The organism is Candidatus Bathyarchaeia archaeon, from assembly GCA_035283685.1.
In the GTDB taxonomy this organism is placed as follows: Archaea; Thermoproteota; Bathyarchaeia; order Bathyarchaeales; family Bathyarchaeaceae; genus DATETJ01.
Genome location: DATETJ010000010.1, coordinates 78706 through 97136, shown reverse-complemented (window position 1 = coordinate 97136; position 18431 = coordinate 78706). Strand labels below are relative to the sequence as shown.

The following is an 18431-nucleotide window of genomic DNA, read 5'->3' as shown; positions in this document are numbered from 1 at the left end:
AGAATTGGCTTGTGCGATACGTTTAAGAGCCGATCTCATCCCTAATCACGCCTTCCAACTATCTGGTGCCAAAAGGTGTCGAATAAAGCCATCATACAAACTTTTGATCTAACCAAAAAATTCGGGAAAGTGACAGCTGTCGACCACCTCGACCTATCAATTGATGACGGCGAAATCTTCGGCTTACTGGGACCTAACGGTGCCGGCAAGACTACAACTATACTTATGCTCACAACCGTCATCAAACCGACAGAAGGAACAGCCTCAGTAGCAGGATTTGACATCAAGAAATCACCGAACCAAACCCGCCAAACCATCGGCGTGTGTTTTCAAGAGCCCAAATTGCTGTGGGTGAGCACAGCTTGGGATGTTCTCAACTGGCACGCCAAAGTCTGCGGACTCTCAAACGAAGAACGTAAGCAAAGAGTCAAGTGGGCGCTGGACGAAGTGAACCTGTGGGATGATCGCCGCAAAAGCGTTCACGCGTTGTCCGGTGGCATGAAAAAACGCGTTGAAATCGCAAAAGTCCTAATTCAGAGACCAAAAATAGCCATTGTGGACGAGCCTACAGCCCAAATCGACGTAGTTGGAAAACACCGAATCTGGAACCTGCTCCGCGACTTGAGAAAAGAAGGCTCCACGATAATTCTCGCCACAAACGAGCTACAAGAAGCTGATGTACTTTCAGATAGAGTGGCAATCATGCACAAGGGCAAACTGCTGGTGTGCGACACACCCAAGAAGCTCAAAGACAGCATACCCGGCGGCGACGTAATGGAAGTCCACCTTGAGAAGGAGGCGCCTAGGAAAGTTCTTACCGAAATGGAAGCTATCAAGGAGATTGTAACCGTCAAAGAAGTGGGCTCCAACACATTGCGCTTGTACCTTAACCAAGTTGAGTCCGTCACTCCAAAGATAATGAGACTGTTCTTTGATCACAGTTTGCCCATAGCCAGCATACATATGAGCGAGCCATCACTGGACGATGTGTTCGCCCATTTCACAGGTCTGTCGCTGGAAGAAGCCCAGAGAACGGTTTAGGCGAGAGGGCTCTCATTGGGGTTTAGAAAAATCTGGCTCGTCATTGAACGCGACTTGCGCATGTTCATGCGGTACAAGTTCATGCTTATCATGCGGGGAATATGGTTTGTCTCGCAGGTGGCGCTTTTTGGACTCATAGTCAGCAAAATGGTTGAGATAGCAGCTAGAGAGGCAGGTATAAACTACTTCCAGTACTACGTGGCAGGCGTCACAATTATCACATTGTACTCAACTTCCATGTTCATAGGCTACGACATATTTGAAGAAGCTGAACACGGCGTTTTCGAATACCTGCTCACACTGCCAGTTAGCCGAAGAGAACTTGTGCTAGGGCGGTCGATCGGTGGTGGTCTACGCAGTTTCATTTACGTTGGGCCTCTTTTGGTTGTGGTCTTGGCTTTGCTAGGCGTCATGAACCCATTTCACTTCCTGATTGCGCTTTCGAGTCTATTCCTCTTCGCCTTTGGAGTGTCAGGCATGAGCATCACGATAGCAGTTGCCATGAAGTCTGGAGACAAATACGATATTCTCATCGGCGTCTTGGATGCGTTGATAGTTAGGTTAAGCACAACGATGTATCCAACCGTCTATATGCAACAAGCTATGCCAAGTTATGCTATGATAGCCAAGTTCAATCCACTTACGTATGCATCTGATTTGTTCCGCTGGGGCACAGGAGTTGAAGGCGCACTTCAAATCAGCCCGTTCATAGGCGTCTTAGCCTTGTTCATATTCTTTTTCTCCTTCACGTTTATCGGCGTAGTCTTCTACGAAAGGCGACTGGAAGGAGGCAGCTGGCAGTGAAAGCCATCCTGCACGTCATTGAATACGACTTCAGAAACTTCTTCCGCTACAGGTGGTTCATCATCGCGCTGTTAGCCATGAACCTCGCCGACCTCTTCATCAGCGCCATAGTCTTCACGCAGATGACGCGAGGCATAGTGGACTACTTCCGGTTCTTTGCACCTGGACTCGCAGTTATCGGGCTGTTTGCCTCAGCGTTTATGATTGGCAGAGAAATCAACATGGAAGTCCGCCGCGAAGTCCATCACTACTTGCTCAGTTTACCCATGACTCGAACCGAATTGGCAATTGGACGCGTGTTGGCAGGCGGCTTAAGGGGCATGCTTTACATGACGCCTCTGTTAATCACCAATTTTCTTTTGCTTCGATACCCAACTCTGCCTCAACTGCTCATTATACTCCTAGCGCTTTTCCTACTAGCGATTGGAATCTCAGGCGTCAGCATCTCAATCGCGGTGTCCACTACAAGTTTCGAGAAGTTTGTAACAGCTCGAGGCGTTGTCTACTACTTGTTTTTCTTTTGCAGCTCAGTCTTCTATCCAATGGTGATCATACAGACACTCGAAGAAAAAGGTCTAGCGCCACTGGTCACGTTTGCCCAAATCAACCCGTTGACAAACGGCTCAGACCTGATTCGCTCTTTTCTGCTTGGAGCACCCGAGTTTTCGTCACTAATGCTGTTAGACGTCGCGGTATTCTCCGTGATTTTTGCTTTCTGCGCCACGTTTGCTTACGCAAGAATCCTGATGAGACAATAAAGGCGCGGCGGTCAGGTTAACCATTAAATCTTGGAACAGGTATAATTCTCCATTTCCCTCACCTGCCACCATAGGCTGGACAGATAATGACTGGGATTAAAGCCATCTTCGAGCCTCAAACAGTAGTCCTAATTGGGTCGAGCAAGATCAGAGAAAGGGTGGGCATGACCTCACCGCAAATGTTCCAAAGCGTCATCTACAACATGACCAAGTTTTTCAAAGGCGAGACGCATGTCGTGGACCTAGACGGAAAGGAAGGCAGCAAGAAGCTCAGCAAAGTGTCTCACACGCCAGACCTTGCGGTTGTCATGCTACCTCCAAAAAATGTTTTGGCGCAAGTGCAAGAAGCGACAGTAGCGGGGATTAAGGCATTTGTCTTGTTGACCGGAGGATTCAAGCCTCAACAGCGCAAGCAATTGTCAGACCTTAGCAGCGAGTCCGGCGCCCGCATTTTGGGACCAAACACTATAATGGGCGTTATCAACACAGCGAACGGCTTGAACACGACTTTTGAACGCGACGTTATGCCGCCAAAAGGCGACATCTCAGTTGTTTCGCAAAGCGGCGGTGTAGGCGCATGTCTCCTCGACTGGGCCTGCTATTACGGCGTCGGCGTAAGTAAGTTTGCCTTCATGGGTGACAAAATAGATGTCGACGATGTGGATTTGCTGAGCTACTTTGAAAAAGACCCAAATACGAAAGTCATCTGCTTTTACATGGAAGGTGTGGAGAAAGGTCGAGAGTTCATCGAAGTAGCAAAAAGAGTAGTTAAGCAGAAGCCGATCTTAGCGTTGAAGGGCGGTGCAACTAAGGAGGCAGCCAAAAGGGCTTTGTCGCACACTGCCTCGGTTGCAGGCTCAGACGTGGTTTTTGATGCAGCCTTTAAGAAGGCAGGGATCATACGGGTTGACGACATAGAGCAGTTGCTGGATTCGGCGGTGGCGTTGTCGAAGCAACCTCCACTAAAAGGCGACAACATAGCCATTGTGAGCAATGTAGGCGGACCAGCGATTTTAGCTGCTGATGCAGTTGTGAGAAACGGGTTGAAACTTGCCGCTCTGTCTGAAAAGACCCGCCTTAGAATCGAGAAGCAGTTTCCTGGAGTTGAAGCAGTTAACCCAGTTGATTTGATTGCCGATGCTAGGAAAGACAGGTATTCGTTTGTCTTGGATGCGGTTTTATCGGATCCAAACGTTGATGGTTTGATGGTCATCAACATGTTGAAGTCAACGTTTTTTGAGCCCGAGGATGCCTTGGCAATAGTCGAGACTGTCGCAAAACATCCACGAAAGCCTGTGGTTGATGTGCCTGCAGGCGGCGAAGATTTCGCATTTGTTCAAAAGGTTTTGGGAAACACGAGTGTGCCGGTTTTCAATCTACCGGAGAAGGCAGCTAAGGCTTTGAAGGTTTTGAGACTGTACAGCGAGATTAGGGAAAAAGGTGTGGAGGGTTAGTGTAGCTTTCTAAAAGCTACTTCTTCAATAGGCCTAATATGCCACCTATGATGCCCAGTATCATGCCGATGATGAATCCGCCCATGGCGACGATGCTAATTATTGAGAATATCAGAACGATGATGCCGCCGATGATTTCTTTTCCAGGCATGTAGATCAAGAATGCTCCGACTATCACTATGATTCCAAAGACTAGCCCGATAGCGCCGATGGTTGCGAACACTGATTCCGCGAATCCTATTCCAGGTATTGTTACTGGCATGGGAATGATGTCGATGACTGAGTTGATGAATGACTGCAACGCAACTAACGCTAGTCCGCCGAGTATGATAAAGATGCCGGCGATAAATGATATGACGAATCCTGCCATGGCTCTTTTGGGCGCAGTAGGTGTTGTTGTCACGAGTTTTCCTCCCGCCCCTCTGTATCTTTTGACTTAAGATTAAAGCCTTTTGATGCCAGTAAGGGTTCAATGCGCCTCCGCGGTTGACAAAAGATAAATAGTCAGCAGTAGCAGAACAAAAGCTTGGTGAAAAATCTGGCAGTAAGACCTATGAGACCTTCGGGCGTGTCGGTTCTGTCTATTTTGGCTGGAATCTTAGGTGTACTTGTGTTGCTGGTCGGCATCGTCGCTGTCGTCGCTTCAGCTTTCCTTGCTGATATTATCGAGTCATATGCTTCAACGACGGTCCTACCGGTAGGAATTACAGCAGCGTTCGTCGCTGGAATAGTGGCAATCATAGGAACGGTGGTAATCATCATTGGTGCACTTTACATTCTAGTGGCTTACGGTCTGTGGGTAGGCGCAGGATGGGCGTGGTGGCTCACTGTAATACTCTCGATTCTTGGCATCATCCTTGGCATACTAAGTCTTCCAGGCGGCATCATTATGTTAATCATCTACGCGGTGATAATCTGGTACTTCTGGCAACCCTACGTAAAGGCATATTTCGGTCAAGCTCGCGCTCCAGCGCCGCCTCCAACGCCTCCACCGGTCTAAACCAATCTTTTTTCTTTTCTTTCTGTGTTCAGTCTAGAGTAGGGGTCTTCCATGCTGTTTTTGCAGGTATTCGTACAGTTCTCGCAGGTATTTGGAGACGCTGTCCAGCTTCTTGCTAACTTCATCCACCCTGCTTTCTAAACGGGCGACTTTTTCGCGCAATTCAACCAATTCATTTGTAGCCATTGAATACACCTGCTTCTTGAAATAGGCAAGAAACGCTATTTATCTTTGCTTTGGACATTATTATCAGGCCCCTCAGGCTTAAAGGAAAATACTTGAATGCTCCAACCCTCGACAGAGGAAGCGAATAAAGCTATCTTTGCTCTATGCAAGCGAATCGCCGGCAACCGTGAGATAACAGCGGTCTGCATTTATGGACCTTCAGTCAGCGGATACGGCAATGAGACAAGCGAAATCAATGTCCTGCTTGTTCTGAGAGGATTCGCATCTAGGCTCCAGTCATATAGGAAAAAAGTGGGTGAAAGACGAGCCTTTGTCCTAGCAGTTGATCAAGCCGCGTTTCAAAGAGATATTTCAGCAGGCTGGCTGGGTGAAATCGCTGCTGAGAAGCTTCTACTACCGTACGAGGCACTCATTAACAGTGACTACCTATTGCGTCAAGAGGTAACTTTGAAAAGGCGCGTGGTTTGGGAGCTTCTAGAAAGCCTAGTTTTGGAGTTTCCCGAACTCTCACACGAGCTCATGATCAAGCCTGAGTATTTCATGCATGAGACCCAAATGGAAAGAGCCAGATTGTTCCCGTTGATCGCGTATCGCTTTCTCAACATACTTCAAACCGACATAAGACAGAGGAATATTGAAGCAATGATGAAAGGCTACTGGCAAGCACTGGAAGATCTGGCGCAAGATAAATGGATAACGCTGACAAACGGGACAGTCAGAATTACCCCGAAGCTCGTAAGGGCAACAAAAAGTAAGAGAATACGAATTCCTGCTTTTTGGAGATCTGTTCAGAGAGCAGCGCTAATGCATGTTTTTAGCACTCTGCCACGAATGCTGGCGCCTCTCGCCTTTGAAGAAGAATACTATGCAAAGCATCATTCCAACGTGAAGGAAACGGAGAATGTTGTCTTGAAGCTCGAAGATTCAAAGGACCATGTGCTCATGCCCACGCCTTCAGGATTGGTGCCCTTATCAGATGCAACTGACATACAGGATTTCGTGAGGAAAGCTGTGCCAAGTGCTGCAGACGTTGCTGTTGAGACCAAGGAAATGGGCGGCGTTCTGAATTCAGTTTACCTGTTGACCCTAGGCAAAGAGCAGGGGGAACAGAAGATTGTTGTGAAGAAGTTCAGAGACTGGACAGGCGTCAAATGGTTTCCGTTGGCGTTATGGTCACTGGGCACGAAGTCTTTTGCTGTCCTAGGTAAGTCTAGGCTGGAGCGGGAATACGCATTGAACCAGTATCTTCGTAGTAATGGCTTGATTGTGCCCAGAATCCTGCATATTAGTCCGAAGCAACATCTGATCTTCCAAGAGTTTGTTGAAGGAAAAACCATGGTGGAGACTATCAAAAGCATTCTAACAGCTCAAGAAGATGTAGCAGGAAAACTTCAGTTAGTAAGAGAGGCAGGGAAACAGATAGCCAGAGCGCATCAACTAGGCGTCGGATTAGGAGACTGCAAACCCGAAAACATAATCGTCACGAAGGATGGCGAACTCTGTTTTGTCGACTTAGAGCAGGCATCAAGAGACGGAGACTACACATGGGACATTGCTGAGTTTCTATATTATTGTGGACATTACGTTCCACCTTTGGCGCCCACGAACAAAATCGAACATGTAACACAAGCTTTCACCGATGGCTATATTGAAGCAGGAGGCAAGAAAGAAACAGTCATGAAAGCCGCGTCGCCACGTTACACCAAGGTGTTTAGCATCTTTACTCAGCCTCAAGTGATATTAGTCATATCAAACCTTTGTCGAAAAGTGAAACAGCAATGAAGACAAGACTAACCTTCTATGGCGGCATCAATGAGATCGGTGGCAACAAGATTCTGCTGGAAGACGGAGACACTCGTATCTTTTTGGATTTCGGTTTGTCCTTCGCTGATGGAGACCGATACTTCTGCGGTTATCTGATGCCCAGAAATGTTAACGGTGCCGGCGACTACCTTGAATTCAACATATTGCCAAGACTGCATGGGCTATATGCCAAAGGCATGATAAGGAATACAAGCATCAAGTACGAAAAACCGAAATTCGACGCGATTTTCCTGTCTCATCCTCACATTGACCACGTTGGGCACTTGCCTTTCATCGACCCAGACATAACGGTGTACTGTGGCGAATGCTCAAAAACCATAATGGACGCCATGCAGGAATCAGGCAGGGTAGATCTTGGCGAACACGAGACTCGAACATTCAGAACAGGCAAACGAATCAAAGTTGACGGATTAACCATTGAGCCTGTCCACGTTGATCATTCTGTTCCTGGCGCTTACGGGTTCATTATCCAAACCTCAAAAGGCTCGATCATTTACAGCGGTGATTACAGGCTACACGGACCAATGGCACACATGACCAGAGAATTCGCCGAGAAGGCAGCTCGTACTGATCCGACTGTGATGATTTCGGAAGGTACCCGCATCCGCCCTGAGGAAGAACAAGTCATTCATTCTGAGAACCGAGTCAAAGCGGACAGCAACAAAATCGTTGCCAACGCTTCATCTAGGCTTGTGATTGTGGCGTTCTATGGTCGAGACATTGACAGGTTCAAGACTTTCTACGAGATTGCGAAGGAAAACGATAGGCAGTTTGTTATTCCATTGAAACTGGCGCATTTGCTCAGCAAACTGAAGAGCGATCCTATGCTGAAGATTCCAGACGTCATGAAAGATGACATCATATTGTTCTACAAGAAGAGGAAGAAGTCAGGCGAGTTTGCTGAGTCCGATTACTTCATGTGGGAGCGCCCCTTTCTAGCCAAGGCCGTCAACTACGATTTTGTGCACGAAAACGAGTCGAAACTGTTGTTCAACCTTGACCTTGCCAGCTTCACGGAGCTGATTGACGTTAGACCCTCCAAAGGCGGACATTTTATCCACTCGATGAGCGAGCCCTTCAGCGAAGAAGACATTAACGTCGAAGTTATGAACAACTGGCTACAACACTTTGGCTTACAGTTTCATCAGATTCACGCTTCAGGACACTGTCCTTCAAAAGACCTCGCCCAGATAATCAACCGAGTTCAACCCAAGAAACTCATACCTGTTCACACAGAGTACCCGATGCTCTTCAAAAAAATGTTCAAGCACATAGACGTCGAAACACCCGAGAAAGGAACGTCTTACATCCTTCAGTGATCAGGGCTTCAACAGAACGCTGAAGGCCTGAATCTCGTTAGCTGATATCCACTCCTCATTTCGCAGATCGTTTAGTCCCTTAATTATCCTTTCACGAGACTCTGCAGATTTCAATATGTTGGCGTCCACTCCGGCGTCATGAAGATCTTTTTCGAAAACCGGGTCGCGTTCAGTCAAAATGGCCACTTGACTCAGAACGTTTGTCACTGCCTTTGACCTAGGCTGGAACATGGAACCCAACTTCGACATGCCTAGCATACCTTTAAGTCTAGTTGTTGTCTTCATGCTTCCGGCAACGGATGGCGGATAAACTTCATATCTGCGTTCAGTTCCAGCTAGGAAGCAGGCCAAGTAGAACGGCACATATGCCAACGCATCTTTTCTCCGCTGATCCTTCATTCCGATCTTGTCCAGTTGTTCTAGCGATGCTCTTTTCTTCTTTGTCAGCGCGTCAAGTTGTCCCAGAATCGTCGATGTGGAATCCTCCAGCGATTTTGCCTCTTGCTGACCAAGCTGAGTCTTCGAGTCTCTGCTGGCTTCGAGTTCCCTCACGTCTTTCATTGCTTCTTCTGACTCTGCGTCAAATTCAGCTCGGACATTGGTGATTTCAATTCTCTTCCGGGACTCGGTCTGGTCAATTTCTTTGTCCGATGCTTCGATGCTTCTTTTCACAGCCGAGGCTTCTCTCTTCCATGTGTCTTTTTCGTCCTTCCATCGCCTCTCGCTCGCAGAGTCTTTTCGCATTTTGGAAGCTTGAATCTCGGAATCACAGCGTTCAATTTTGTTGATGGCGCGCTCTTGAGCCTTCATGAACTTAGCTCGATCCTGATGCAGGTCTTCGAGCTGTTTGTCAAGTCTTTGAGAGGTCTTTCGAATTCTTGCATCATACCTCTCTTGAATCTGACGAATTTTGTCCATGGCTCTAGCTTTAGCCTCAACTATTTTCTGATTTGCGTCTGCCTGCATCTCCTTGATTTCTTCTCGAATCATGTCCACGTGTTGCTTGGTAACACTGTTCGTTAATTTCATAGCTTCGCGAAGGCTTCGAATGTCACTTTCCAAAGATGTGCGCAGTTCTGAAAGCTCATCAAGCGAGGAGGAGATGGCTGCTTTTTCGATGATTGGCGTCAAACAGACTTCTTTAACGCCGGATTGGTCAGTCTCTTCGGCTTCCATCAAGAAGTACTGAAAGTCTTGGAGAAAGTCCACATTTGAGATCAAGCCAAGGATGGTCCTCTCTTCCACTCGCTTCACTGATTCGAAATAGTGCAAATGGTCTTGTAGAGCCGCGGAGTACGCTTCACGGGTTGAGCCGCTTCCTTGAATGTCGTTGATAAACGCCTCAATCTCTGGCAGCATGTCATGCAATATCGCGCGTGTTGAAACGCCTAAACCGTCGAACAAAAGAGTTTTGCCATTCCAAGGAGCAATCCATATCGGGTAACATGACTTGGTGAGAAAAACTAGCTCTTCAGCTGGTTTCTTTAAGATTAGGCCTTCACCTTTCTTGCGATCAGATTCAGCCATGATGAAGACGGCTGCCATTTCCATCTCTTCTGAAAAAGGAAGAGTACGATCTTTGGTTGAAGTCGAAAATGGAAGAGTTGATGTGGTCGCCTTTATCCTGTCGGGCGCTTGCTCAAGCAAACTGAGCACCGCTATTCAATATGCAGCGTAATTCCATAAAGAGATTATTGTTTTTGACGCGCAATTCTAAGTCAGTTTCAGAAAATAGGAGTGGAAATCCATGTTTCAGGCGCAAAGAAATAGCTTTCCAAATCTGCTAGTGTTGAGAGATTCCTGCATTCTCTTTAGCATGGCCCACAATGTAGCTGTGTTGCTGGACACCACGGGTTTCTCCAAGGTTTCCTCAAGTCTGCTAATTATACTGATTGTAGGTAGATTCGTGCAGCTTATGAAAACACCATCAGACCTACTTGAGTCCGCTTTCCTGACAAGGCTGATAAGTGTTTCAGGCTTTGTCTTCCCGATTTCAAGATTGTCTATCAAACCCAGACCAATCATTCTGTCGATAATGAAACCGCTTCGCTCCAAGAATTGGCGTTCCAGCTCATTGATAGCTTCAGTGTAAGGTGTGGCTACAGAGATGCGCGACAATCCTAAAGCCTTCATAGCTTGCACGACTGCACCTGCTGTTGCGACTGCGGGCTTCTTTGCCACCTTCTCGATGTGTTTCACGATTTTCTCATCATATCCATAGCCTGCGACTAAGCTTCCAGTGGTGCAGCCGAAACCTATAACATGAACATCGGCATCTGCAAGCTTGAGGGCTTCATCTCTGACTTCTTTCTCCATCGCCCGCAGCTCGGAGGCAACTACTCTCTTCAACCGTATTCTGGCTACATGAACCGATGCTTCTTGAGGCAACATCGCTCTAAACTCGTGTTCCATGGTGGTGTTTGAAGACGGCACAAGCAAGCCTAGTTTGAGCCGGTTCATGTGTCCACGTTTCCGCTAACGATCACGCATCATCATACTTCAAACGAAGCCTGATGCAACACAATATACTGACACGTTTCTATTATAAGAATGCACAGCCAGAGCAGACAAGAATTTAGCTGGCTATTTTTCAGAAAAATAGAATACGGGCACGCTCTGCCCTTTTGACCAAAGCCTACCGTATTCACCCTTCCCATGCACGGATCCAGTCAGCACGCGCAAGGACTGATGCATCCAAGGATGTTGGACTCTATGGCGAGGGAAGTGAGAGATTGCTGTGGTGCCCGCCGTTCACGTGTTTCTTGCCGTTTGTCAAGCCTTCAAGTGGCATGGTGTTTCCCGCCAACGGCATTCTGTTTGCGCTGATGGCGAGCTTTCGGTATATGTGGGTTAACGAGTCTTCAGTGCAGTTTAGCAATTCTGCGCCCTGAGAAGTAATGCCATAGACTTTGCGCGGTCTATCGTTTTCTAGATCCCAGTGGCTTTTGATGTAGCCGTTCTCTTCCAACACAGATAACAATGGGTATATTGTGCTGGGACCGAAGTAGACGCCGAACTGTTTGCGCAGACTGGTGATGATGTGGTATCCGTGCATGGGTTGGGCTCTCAGAAACTGAAGGACTACTAGGTCAAGGAGACCCCTCATCAGTTTCATCTGAACCTCCCGCGCTTTTGGTCCACCCAACTTTTTTCGCCCCTTTTTTTGTAGATTTGTTCTACAGTTGTTCCGTTTTACACAGATACAATATGTCTATTTTTAGACATATTCAAGACTGATAATGCCTAAACGCCGATATAAAGGTTCTCGCATACATGAAGCATATCGATACATAACACCATGAAAAACCATGCATAATCAAATAAGCTACATCAACAGCCATATGTACAGAACCAGACCGACCAGGAAAATCCTAATATGAGAAACAACCAGTCGGCTGAGATTTTGATGGATCAGATTGGGCGACGATTCGCCAAATCCTTCCTCGACATCCTCATACTTCAACTGGTCAAAGGTACACCTACTTGGGGCTACGACATCATCAAAAGAACTGAAAACCAATACAAAGTCAAACTTAGACATGGCGCGCTCTACCCAATGTTGAACGAGCTTGAAGCGAAAGGACTTCTGAAGAGCAGACGTGAACTCCAGAAAGGACGAGCCAGGAAGGTCTACGAAATCACCGAGGACGGAACCCAGCTCTTGGAGGCATACAACGATTTCATGAACACATATTTGCCCAAGCAACCCGCAAGATAAACAGCATGAAGGCTACGCCATGAAAAAACCAAAACAAACGCCAGAAGCCGCCATGATGCAAATACAGAAAATCTTCGAAAGAAAAGGGACAAAAGCCCTCAACATGGCAAGACAAGCAGTTAAAGAAGAGAGAATTAAGTCGAGAAAAGCCCAGCAAGCCCTAACATATTTCATCACGGAATATTGGCACGACACTGCAAGACCCTCCCTCATGGCCCTTTCCTGCGAAGCGGTTGGAGGCGACCCAGAGATTACGCTGCCTGTTGCCATTCCAATGATTCTAATTAGCGGCGCCATTGACATACACGACGACATCATCGACCAATCAAAAAGCAAGGATGGCCGCCCAACAGTCTATGGAAAATTCGGCCTAGAAATAGCTCTTCTCGTAGGAGACGCGCTTCTCTTCAAGGGACTCGTACTGCTAAACAAGACAGAAGTCGAGAAAATCCCCGCTGAAACGATGCTGCAGGTCAATGACATAATCAAAACCATGTTCTTTGAACTTGGAGACGCAGAAGCGCTTGAGCTTGAGTGTCGACGACAACTGGACGTTTCTCCAGAAGACTACCTCCATATAGTGAGGATGAAGGCGGCCGACGTTGAAGCCCACACGCGCATCAGCGCCATTCTGGGCAATGCGTCAAGTAGGGAAGTCGAGGCGTTAAGCGAGTATGGCAGACTGCTAGGCATGATGATAATCCTAAGAGACGACATAATAGACCTATTAGTGCCTGAAGAGTGCCGTAGCAGGATCACGAAAGAGTGCCTACCATTGCCATTATTATACGGTTTGCAGGACGCCGCCCGAGGACCTGAGCTTAGATCGCAACTTCAAGGCAAGACTATTAGTGACAGAAGAGTTCAAGAAATCCTGTCAACTGTTAGAAACTCCAGAGCGATCGCACGACATTGTAAGACTATGGAGAAGTTGGCTTCAAAGGCAATGCTAAAACTGAGGGTTTTGAGCCACAACACTAGAGAACTTCAACTTCTAGTAGAAGCTATGCTTCCAGCTACTGAAGAGGAGACCCGAGCTGCTAATCCGTCTATCTCCACCAGAGCCGAACCGGGATCTTAGCTTTTTTTCGCATTTTTGTTCACTGTATATTTGTTGCACATATCTCTGCATATAATACTTGTTGTACACATCTACAGATTTGATGATCGAGAATCTGAATTTGCCATGCATAATTCTCAACTAGACCGTTGCTCACAACTGTTCGATGACGTGCGAAGATTGCTCAATGCTCGTTGGTTAGCTGGGCTTGGCATTCCTCGGAAAGAGTTTCTTCTAGTGTTCACTTTGTTGTTCAATGCTTTCACGTGGTACTACATGACATTATTTATCTTAGAACGTATGCCCTCTCACATCGACGCATTGCGAGCGGTCTTCTACATAGCAACCATTGGAGCCAGCCTTGCAGGGGCAGTGCTGTCAGAGAAAGTGAGACAACTGCGTCTTCTTTACCTCTGGATGATCATCGGGGCCATTGCCTCACTTCAGCTGTCTTTAACAAATGTCGCAACTGTTGCCCACATATCCTTCATGTTTATCCTTGTTGGCATTTCCTTCGGCATTGGCATGCCATCCTGTCTAGCCTACCTAGCAAACAGCACCTCAATAGAAAATCGCGGCAAAACCAGCGCCCTCATATTCCTGTTCGTCAACTTAGGCGCCCTTCCGCTTGCTCTGGCTTTGTCCTCGTTCAGTCTGCAAGTAAACTCTTTGGTACTGGCATTCTGGCGAGCATTAGGTCTGGCAGCTTTTGCATTACTAAGACCATCAAGTAGTGTTTCAACTCCGCGTAAACACGTTTCCACCGCATCAGTTTTTCATGACAGATCATTCGTGCTGTATCTGATCCCTTGGCTGATGTTCAGCATAATAGATTCGCTTGAGACAGCGCTCCTCAAGGATTTCTTTGGCCCAGAATACTATGGACTTACTTTCACCGTAAAACCGGTTATCGCAAGCTTCTCGATGCTGGTCGGCGGTCTTCTGGCCGATAAGATCGGGCGAAAACGCGTTACAATGTATGGCTTCGTCTCCCTTGGTCTTGCTTACGCCATCATAGGCATCGCGCCAATGCTACAGTTGGCGTGGAATATCTATTTGGTGATTGATGCCATAGCTGCGGGCATCTTGTGGATAACTTTCATTATGATACTCTGGGGAGATTTGTCGACTCAAGACTCTAGAGAGAAATACTACGTCGTCGGCAGCATTCCCTTCCTAGTGACGGCAGCCATTCCTGTATCTCTTGTGCCCCTTTCGAGTCTGCTTCCAGCCAACACTGCTTTCTCACTAGCAAGCTTCTTTCTCTTTCTGGCCGTGTTGCCATTGATGTACGCGCCTGAAACGTTGCCACAGAAGAGGATAGAATTGCAGCGGCTGAGGAATTACGTTGAACACGCGAAGAAACTGGCAGGACGACACTCAGGTAAGCGTGAAGACGGCAAAGAGTAGTTTTGCAGGTTAAAGGGTTTCTATCGTTGTGGCCATTCTGTCCAAAGTCTTGACAAAGGGATGCTCTGGTTTTTCGTTGACAAACACTGTTACTCCACCCGCCCGAAGTATGTCACAGAAGCATGGGATCATCTCAATCATTGGCAGGTTATTGCTGCTCAACAGCTTCTTGGCTAGCTCAGCGCGCTGATTCTTTGATTCCAGTACATCAAACAATACCTTGTTCATCACTAGTCCGGTTTTCTTTTCGAAGAGGTCGTAGAGCTCGTCGATCATGCGTTGTGTTCCTTTGATGTCTGATATGTCAGTGCCTGAGACAACAAGAACTACGTCTGCGCTGACGATTGCGTTGATTGACGAGTATTGTAGGCCTGGGCTGGTGTCGAAGATGACGTAGTCTAAGCCCATCTCGCTTAGAAGGGATGTCTTCAGAGAAAGAAGTCGTCCTAGGGCTTTCATTTCCCATTTTCTGTCTTTGGCGGTCATTTCTCTGATGGCTTGGGTGCTTGGGTTGGCTAAGCCTACAAGTAGGCGGCCTCGCTTGGCGTGAGATTGCGATAGGTCGACGAGAGCTTTCTTGACGTCGCAGACGCCGTTGAGGTAATCGTTTATCCAGTATTCACTGTTCTGTACTTTGAGTATGGCTTGAAGGCTTGGTGCTCTGAAGTCTAGGTCTAGTAGAGCGACGCTTTTGCCGCGATTAGCGTATAGTGTAGACAGGTTGACTGAGAGAAGGGTCTTTCCAGTTCCGCCTTTGTAAGAGTGTATGGCTAGGATTTTTCCCATGGCTCTTTCATCTCCTCGTTTTGACTCTCTTCTCTTTCCACGTAGAAGTACGCCTTTCGTCCGCGTCTTTCCTTCTTTACATAACCCATCAAAACCAGTTGGTTCAGGTAGCCGCTTTCAACTGCGCGTGCACGTTTAGTCTGCCCAGACACTTCGTCGGCTGTGGCGTGGTCAAGTTTGCACAGGGTGACTGCGGTTTTTCTCAGATGGTCAGGCAGTGATAGGAGCGTCATGACGTCTAAGACGTCGGGTATCCCATCTTGTGTCGTGTGTTGTCCGTGCTTCTGGATTTCGATCATGACTTCCAGTTTGTCGTTGAGGCGGTCGAGTGATTCTTTGATCTTCTGTAGAAGTGTGGTTGACATGGGGTCTACTTTTCTGGGCAGGCTCATGCTGTTCAGTTATCCTGAGTTGTGTTATACGTGTCTACAGAAACAATGGTGATGTCGGTTCTATTAAGTCTTACTAAACTCGCTTATGGATTCTCAATTAAACGACAGAACATAGAAGCAACGTACAAGAATCAATAACCTGAAGCACTAATCGACTTTTGCCTCAGGCTGCGTCTGAGCCCATGTTAGGCCCCAGATGAAGATCAGCGCGAGCATCAGCCAGAACAATACCACAATCGTCTGTCCAGCTCCGGTTGAGAATTCCTCAAACATTGTAGGCGGGTTCTCCTTTCTCTCTTTCGTCAAATATATCTTAAGATGGCAGACATCTAATAAGCGATGTTTCACAGTCAACGATGTTACGAAAACTGGAATATGAAGCAGGCTGGCAGCAGTTTGGCTATGTGGCTATTCTCAGTGTGGGTTCGGGTTGGCGTTGGGCTGCATATGCGGCTAAGCTCAGTGCCCAGAGTTGATCATCGTGTATGCCCTGTGGATGACTGAAGCTGAGGTGTCCGGTTTTGTTGTACGCGTATTGTTGTTGGTTGATTTGGTTGATTAAGGGTCGGTTGTAGGACAGTTTCAGCCTGTGTTGTTCCATGGCTAGTTTGAGGTTGGTTAAGAGGGCTTCTTTTGTCTGCGTGGTGAAGGTTACGCCTTCGATGTTCTGGATGTCTTGGTTTCGTAGTTCTTCTTGTATGGGTTCGCCTACGCCTGTTTGGTCTATGCATAGTTTTTCGAATTGTATTCTTTTGTTGGCGTTTGCGATGTAGCCTATTACGTGGCTGTATGGTGTGCCTAGTGGGAATTCGTGTATGTGGACGAGTTTCAGTGTGGTTTGTTCGTGTTTGATGATGGCTATGGCGGTGTGGTCGTTGAGTTTGCCGAAGTCTACTCCAGCGTAGTATGTGCCGTCTGGTGCTGCTTGTGGATCGGCTATCTGCTCCAGTGTTGGGTCTATGCAAGTTCGTATCAAGTCCTGTGGGAAGAAGCAATGCGCTGCTTCGGTGAATTCGGCTAGGTATTCGCTGCGGTAGATTTCGTCTGGTAAGATGCGCTTCTGTTCGTGTAGGAATTCGGTTTTGATGAGTGGGCATTCGATTGATCGGGCGTGGTGTACGCTGTAGTCTGGGTTGGTGTAGGCTTTGTAGAAGTGGTTTTTGCCCCATGGTGTGCTGAGGAAGATGGCTGAGCCGTCTGTGGCGCTTAGCATGGGAAACATGACTTGTGTGATGGTTTCTTCGGGCATGAAGGCGGCTTCGTCGCAGATGATGTGGTCAGCGGTGTATCCTCGTAGTAAGTCTTCGCTGCACGGCAACGCCACGATCAATGAGTTGTTGTGTAAGTGGATTTCTGTTTTGGTTTGCTTGGCTACGCCTTGGCGTAGGATGAGGCTGTTTTCGATTAGTTCTTGTATTCGGTCTAGCATGATTATGCTTTGTCTGAGACTGGGCGACGCTACTAGTACGGTTGTGTTTGGGTTGGTGTATGCGTAGTGTATGGCTTTAACTGCGACTGTTGTGGTTTTGCCGCATTGCCTGCCCCAGCAGCTTACTATGCGTTTGGACTGGTCGGCTAGGAGTTTCTCTTGGTATGGGAAGGGATGCCAGTTTACGAGTAGCCTGGCAAATAGTGAAGGGTCTGCTTGGATGTTTAGAAGCGGGGCTTCAGGGTTTCTGTTTAGTTTTTGGTTGAGTGTCCATAGGGTCCAGAGGAAGCCGATTGGTGTGAAGCCGTTTTGGTGGTTGATGTTTTTCTTTATGCAGAGCAAGTGTGTCGGGTTGAGGTTTTCGTTTTGTTGTTGATTGTTGATGAAGTCTAGGTCGGCTGGGCAGCATTCTGTGGCTTGGTTGAAGTTGTATTTTCGTGGCCATGGTTGATTGAAGAAGTAGTCTGAGTGGGTGTTCATGGCTTGTATGATGTTTTTGAGTGTTGTGATGGGTTCTGTGTTTAGGATTTGGCTTAGGAGGCGGCATAGTTCTGTGAGGGGCGGGAGGGCGTTTTGGGGTATGGTTTTCATTTGTGTTTTTTCGCCAGCAGTGCGCGGAGCGTGTGCATTTCCTTTCGCCATTCGCTGAGTATGGTCTGGTATTCGATGATGTTTGGTGGAAGCCTCTGCTCGACAACCATGGTTGGTGTGTCGGTGTACATGGCTCCATGTACGGTTCTTCTTTCCCTCTGGACGATTATGGATCTGGTTGCTAGTCGTTCGAGTATGTCTTCGACGTTTACCATGAGTTGCTCTGTTTTTTCCAAGCCTTTGCGTTTCAGTCTGGAAACTGCTAGGTCGTTGAGGAATCCTCGCAGGGTGTTGTCTAGTCGGGTGATGTAGCCGCTTAGGAGGAGTGATTTTTGGGTTATGCCGCTGATGGCTTCGTATGTTTCTACTCTGGAGATCTTGATCAAGTACATGGCGGCTCTTTCAGCTAGAATTCGGTCTGCAACCATGTCCAGCTTGTAATGCTTAGTTAACTCCTTGACTAACTGTTCGAAAGCTTCTTTCTCGATTGTACAGACGGAGTTTGGGTTGAATTGTTCGCAGTTTGCGTTCATGGTGCAGCGGTCGCAGAGCATGAAGCCGATGCGCCATAGTCCATGTCTTAAAGCACTCATCTCGGGTCTTAACCTCAGTTGATGGAGAGGTGGCGAGAGGGAATATCAATGTTATCGGACAGTGTG

The 18431-nt window shown here is 47.5% G+C and carries 20 protein-coding genes; 10 read left to right on the top strand and 10 right to left on the bottom strand.

What is annotated here, in order from left to right; genetic code table 11:
• Nucleotides 1-75: 75 nt before the first annotated feature.
• The 4 genes from VJ249_10340 to VJ249_10325 all read left to right on the top strand — a co-directional run bounded on the left by VJ249_10340 (nucleotide 76) and on the right by VJ249_10325 (nucleotide 4057).
• Entirely contained in the window at nucleotides 76-1041 is a 966-nt protein-coding gene (locus VJ249_10340) for an ATP-binding cassette domain-containing protein (protein HKZ94959.1), read from the top strand.
• A gap of 15 nt (nucleotides 1042-1056) precedes the next feature.
• A complete protein-coding gene (locus VJ249_10335) occupies nucleotides 1057-1845 on the top strand; it encodes an ABC transporter permease (protein ID HKZ94958.1) in 789 nt (262 codons plus the stop codon).
• Nucleotides 1842-2603 carry an ABC transporter permease gene (locus VJ249_10330; protein ID HKZ94957.1) on the top strand — a complete coding sequence of 254 codons (762 nt, stop codon included), beginning with the start codon at nucleotides 1842-1844 and terminating at the stop codon, nucleotides 2601-2603. Before VJ249_10335 ends, VJ249_10330 begins: the two co-directional genes overlap by 4 nt.
• An 86-nt stretch (nucleotides 2604-2689) precedes the next feature.
• Nucleotides 2690-4057 (top strand): CoA-binding protein, encoded by a 1368-nt coding sequence (locus VJ249_10325; protein HKZ94956.1) that lies wholly within the window; start codon nucleotides 2690-2692, stop codon nucleotides 4055-4057.
• A gap of 16 nt (nucleotides 4058-4073) precedes the next feature.
• Here VJ249_10325 and VJ249_10320 read toward each other — a convergent pair whose 3' ends face one another.
• Entirely contained in the window at nucleotides 4074-4460 is a 387-nt protein-coding gene (locus VJ249_10320; GenBank protein HKZ94955.1) for a DUF6114 domain-containing protein, read from the bottom strand.
• A 123-nt stretch (nucleotides 4461-4583) separates the two neighbouring features.
• On the opposite strand from VJ249_10320, the gene VJ249_10315 reads away from it, so the two are divergent.
• Nucleotides 4584-5057, top strand: a complete 474-nt coding sequence (locus VJ249_10315) for a hypothetical protein (protein HKZ94954.1) — start codon at nucleotides 4584-4586, stop codon at nucleotides 5055-5057.
• A 33-nt stretch (nucleotides 5058-5090) separates the two neighbouring features.
• Here the strand turns inward: VJ249_10315 and VJ249_10310 are convergent, their stop codons facing one another.
• Nucleotides 5091-5243, bottom strand: coding sequence for a hypothetical protein (locus tag VJ249_10310; GenBank protein HKZ94953.1), 153 nt, complete (start codon nucleotides 5241-5243; stop codon nucleotides 5091-5093).
• Between the two features lie 96 nt (nucleotides 5244-5339).
• Here VJ249_10310 and VJ249_10305 point away from each other — a divergent pair, with 96 nt between their 5' ends.
• Both VJ249_10305 and VJ249_10300 read left to right on the top strand, forming a co-directional pair.
• Nucleotides 5340-7025, top strand: coding sequence for a lipopolysaccharide kinase InaA family protein (locus tag VJ249_10305; GenBank protein ID HKZ94952.1), 1686 nt, complete (start codon nucleotides 5340-5342; stop codon nucleotides 7023-7025).
• Nucleotides 7022-8386, top strand: a complete 1365-nt coding sequence (locus VJ249_10300) for an MBL fold metallo-hydrolase (protein HKZ94951.1) — start codon at nucleotides 7022-7024, stop codon at nucleotides 8384-8386. Before VJ249_10305 ends, VJ249_10300 begins: the two co-directional genes overlap by 4 nt.
• Here VJ249_10300 and VJ249_10295 read toward each other — a convergent pair whose 3' ends face one another.
• The 3 genes from VJ249_10295 to VJ249_10285 form a co-directional block, all read right to left on the bottom strand.
• Nucleotides 8387-10033, bottom strand: coding sequence for a hypothetical protein (locus VJ249_10295; GenBank protein HKZ94950.1), 1647 nt, complete (start codon nucleotides 10031-10033; stop codon nucleotides 8387-8389).
• A 105-nt stretch (nucleotides 10034-10138) separates the two neighbouring features.
• Complete coding sequence (locus tag VJ249_10290; protein HKZ94949.1) at nucleotides 10139-10846, bottom strand: aspartate/glutamate racemase family protein; 708 nt, start codon at nucleotides 10844-10846, stop codon at nucleotides 10139-10141.
• Nucleotides 10847-11096: 250 nt separating this feature from the next.
• On the bottom strand, nucleotides 11097-11531 hold the full coding sequence (locus VJ249_10285; GenBank protein HKZ94948.1) for a PadR family transcriptional regulator: 435 nt from the start codon (nucleotides 11529-11531) through the stop codon (nucleotides 11097-11099).
• A gap of 231 nt (nucleotides 11532-11762) precedes the next feature.
• Between VJ249_10285 and VJ249_10280 the strand changes: the two genes are divergently transcribed.
• From VJ249_10280 to VJ249_10270, 3 genes are all read left to right on the top strand, one after another.
• On the top strand, nucleotides 11763-12104 hold the full coding sequence (locus VJ249_10280; GenBank protein ID HKZ94947.1) for a PadR family transcriptional regulator: 342 nt from the start codon (nucleotides 11763-11765) through the stop codon (nucleotides 12102-12104).
• A 19-nt stretch (nucleotides 12105-12123) separates the two neighbouring features.
• Entirely contained in the window at nucleotides 12124-13185 is a 1062-nt protein-coding gene (locus VJ249_10275) for a polyprenyl synthetase family protein (protein HKZ94946.1), read from the top strand.
• Nucleotides 13186-13401: 216 nt separating this feature from the next.
• Nucleotides 13402-14574 carry an MFS transporter gene (locus VJ249_10270; protein HKZ94945.1) on the top strand — a complete coding sequence of 391 codons (1173 nt, stop codon included), beginning with the start codon at nucleotides 13402-13404 and terminating at the stop codon, nucleotides 14572-14574.
• A gap of 9 nt (nucleotides 14575-14583) precedes the next feature.
• Here VJ249_10270 and VJ249_10265 read toward each other — a convergent pair whose 3' ends face one another.
• The 5 genes from VJ249_10265 to VJ249_10245 all read right to left on the bottom strand — a co-directional run bounded on the left by VJ249_10265 (nucleotide 14584) and on the right by VJ249_10245 (nucleotide 18365).
• Complete coding sequence (locus tag VJ249_10265) at nucleotides 14584-15360, bottom strand: MinD/ParA family protein (protein HKZ94944.1); 777 nt, start codon at nucleotides 15358-15360, stop codon at nucleotides 14584-14586.
• The gene (locus VJ249_10260; protein HKZ94943.1) at nucleotides 15345-15752 is read right to left on the bottom strand and encodes a transcriptional regulator; all 408 of its coding nucleotides are present in this window, start codon (nucleotides 15750-15752) and stop codon (nucleotides 15345-15347) included. Before VJ249_10260 ends, VJ249_10265 begins: the two co-directional genes overlap by 16 nt.
• Before the next feature lie 147 nt (nucleotides 15753-15899).
• Nucleotides 15900-16025: a hypothetical protein gene (locus tag VJ249_10255; protein HKZ94942.1), complete on the bottom strand. Its 126-nt coding sequence runs from the start codon at nucleotides 16023-16025 to the stop codon at nucleotides 15900-15902.
• 127 nt (nucleotides 16026-16152) lie between these two features.
• The gene (locus VJ249_10250; GenBank protein HKZ94941.1) at nucleotides 16153-17772 is read right to left on the bottom strand and encodes a terminase family protein; all 1620 of its coding nucleotides are present in this window, start codon (nucleotides 17770-17772) and stop codon (nucleotides 16153-16155) included.
• Nucleotides 17769-18365 carry a hypothetical protein gene (locus VJ249_10245; protein ID HKZ94940.1) on the bottom strand — a complete coding sequence of 199 codons (597 nt, stop codon included), beginning with the start codon at nucleotides 18363-18365 and terminating at the stop codon, nucleotides 17769-17771. The genes VJ249_10250 and VJ249_10245 overlap by 4 nt, the downstream gene beginning before the upstream one ends.
• Between the last annotated feature and the right edge of the window lie 66 nt (nucleotides 18366-18431).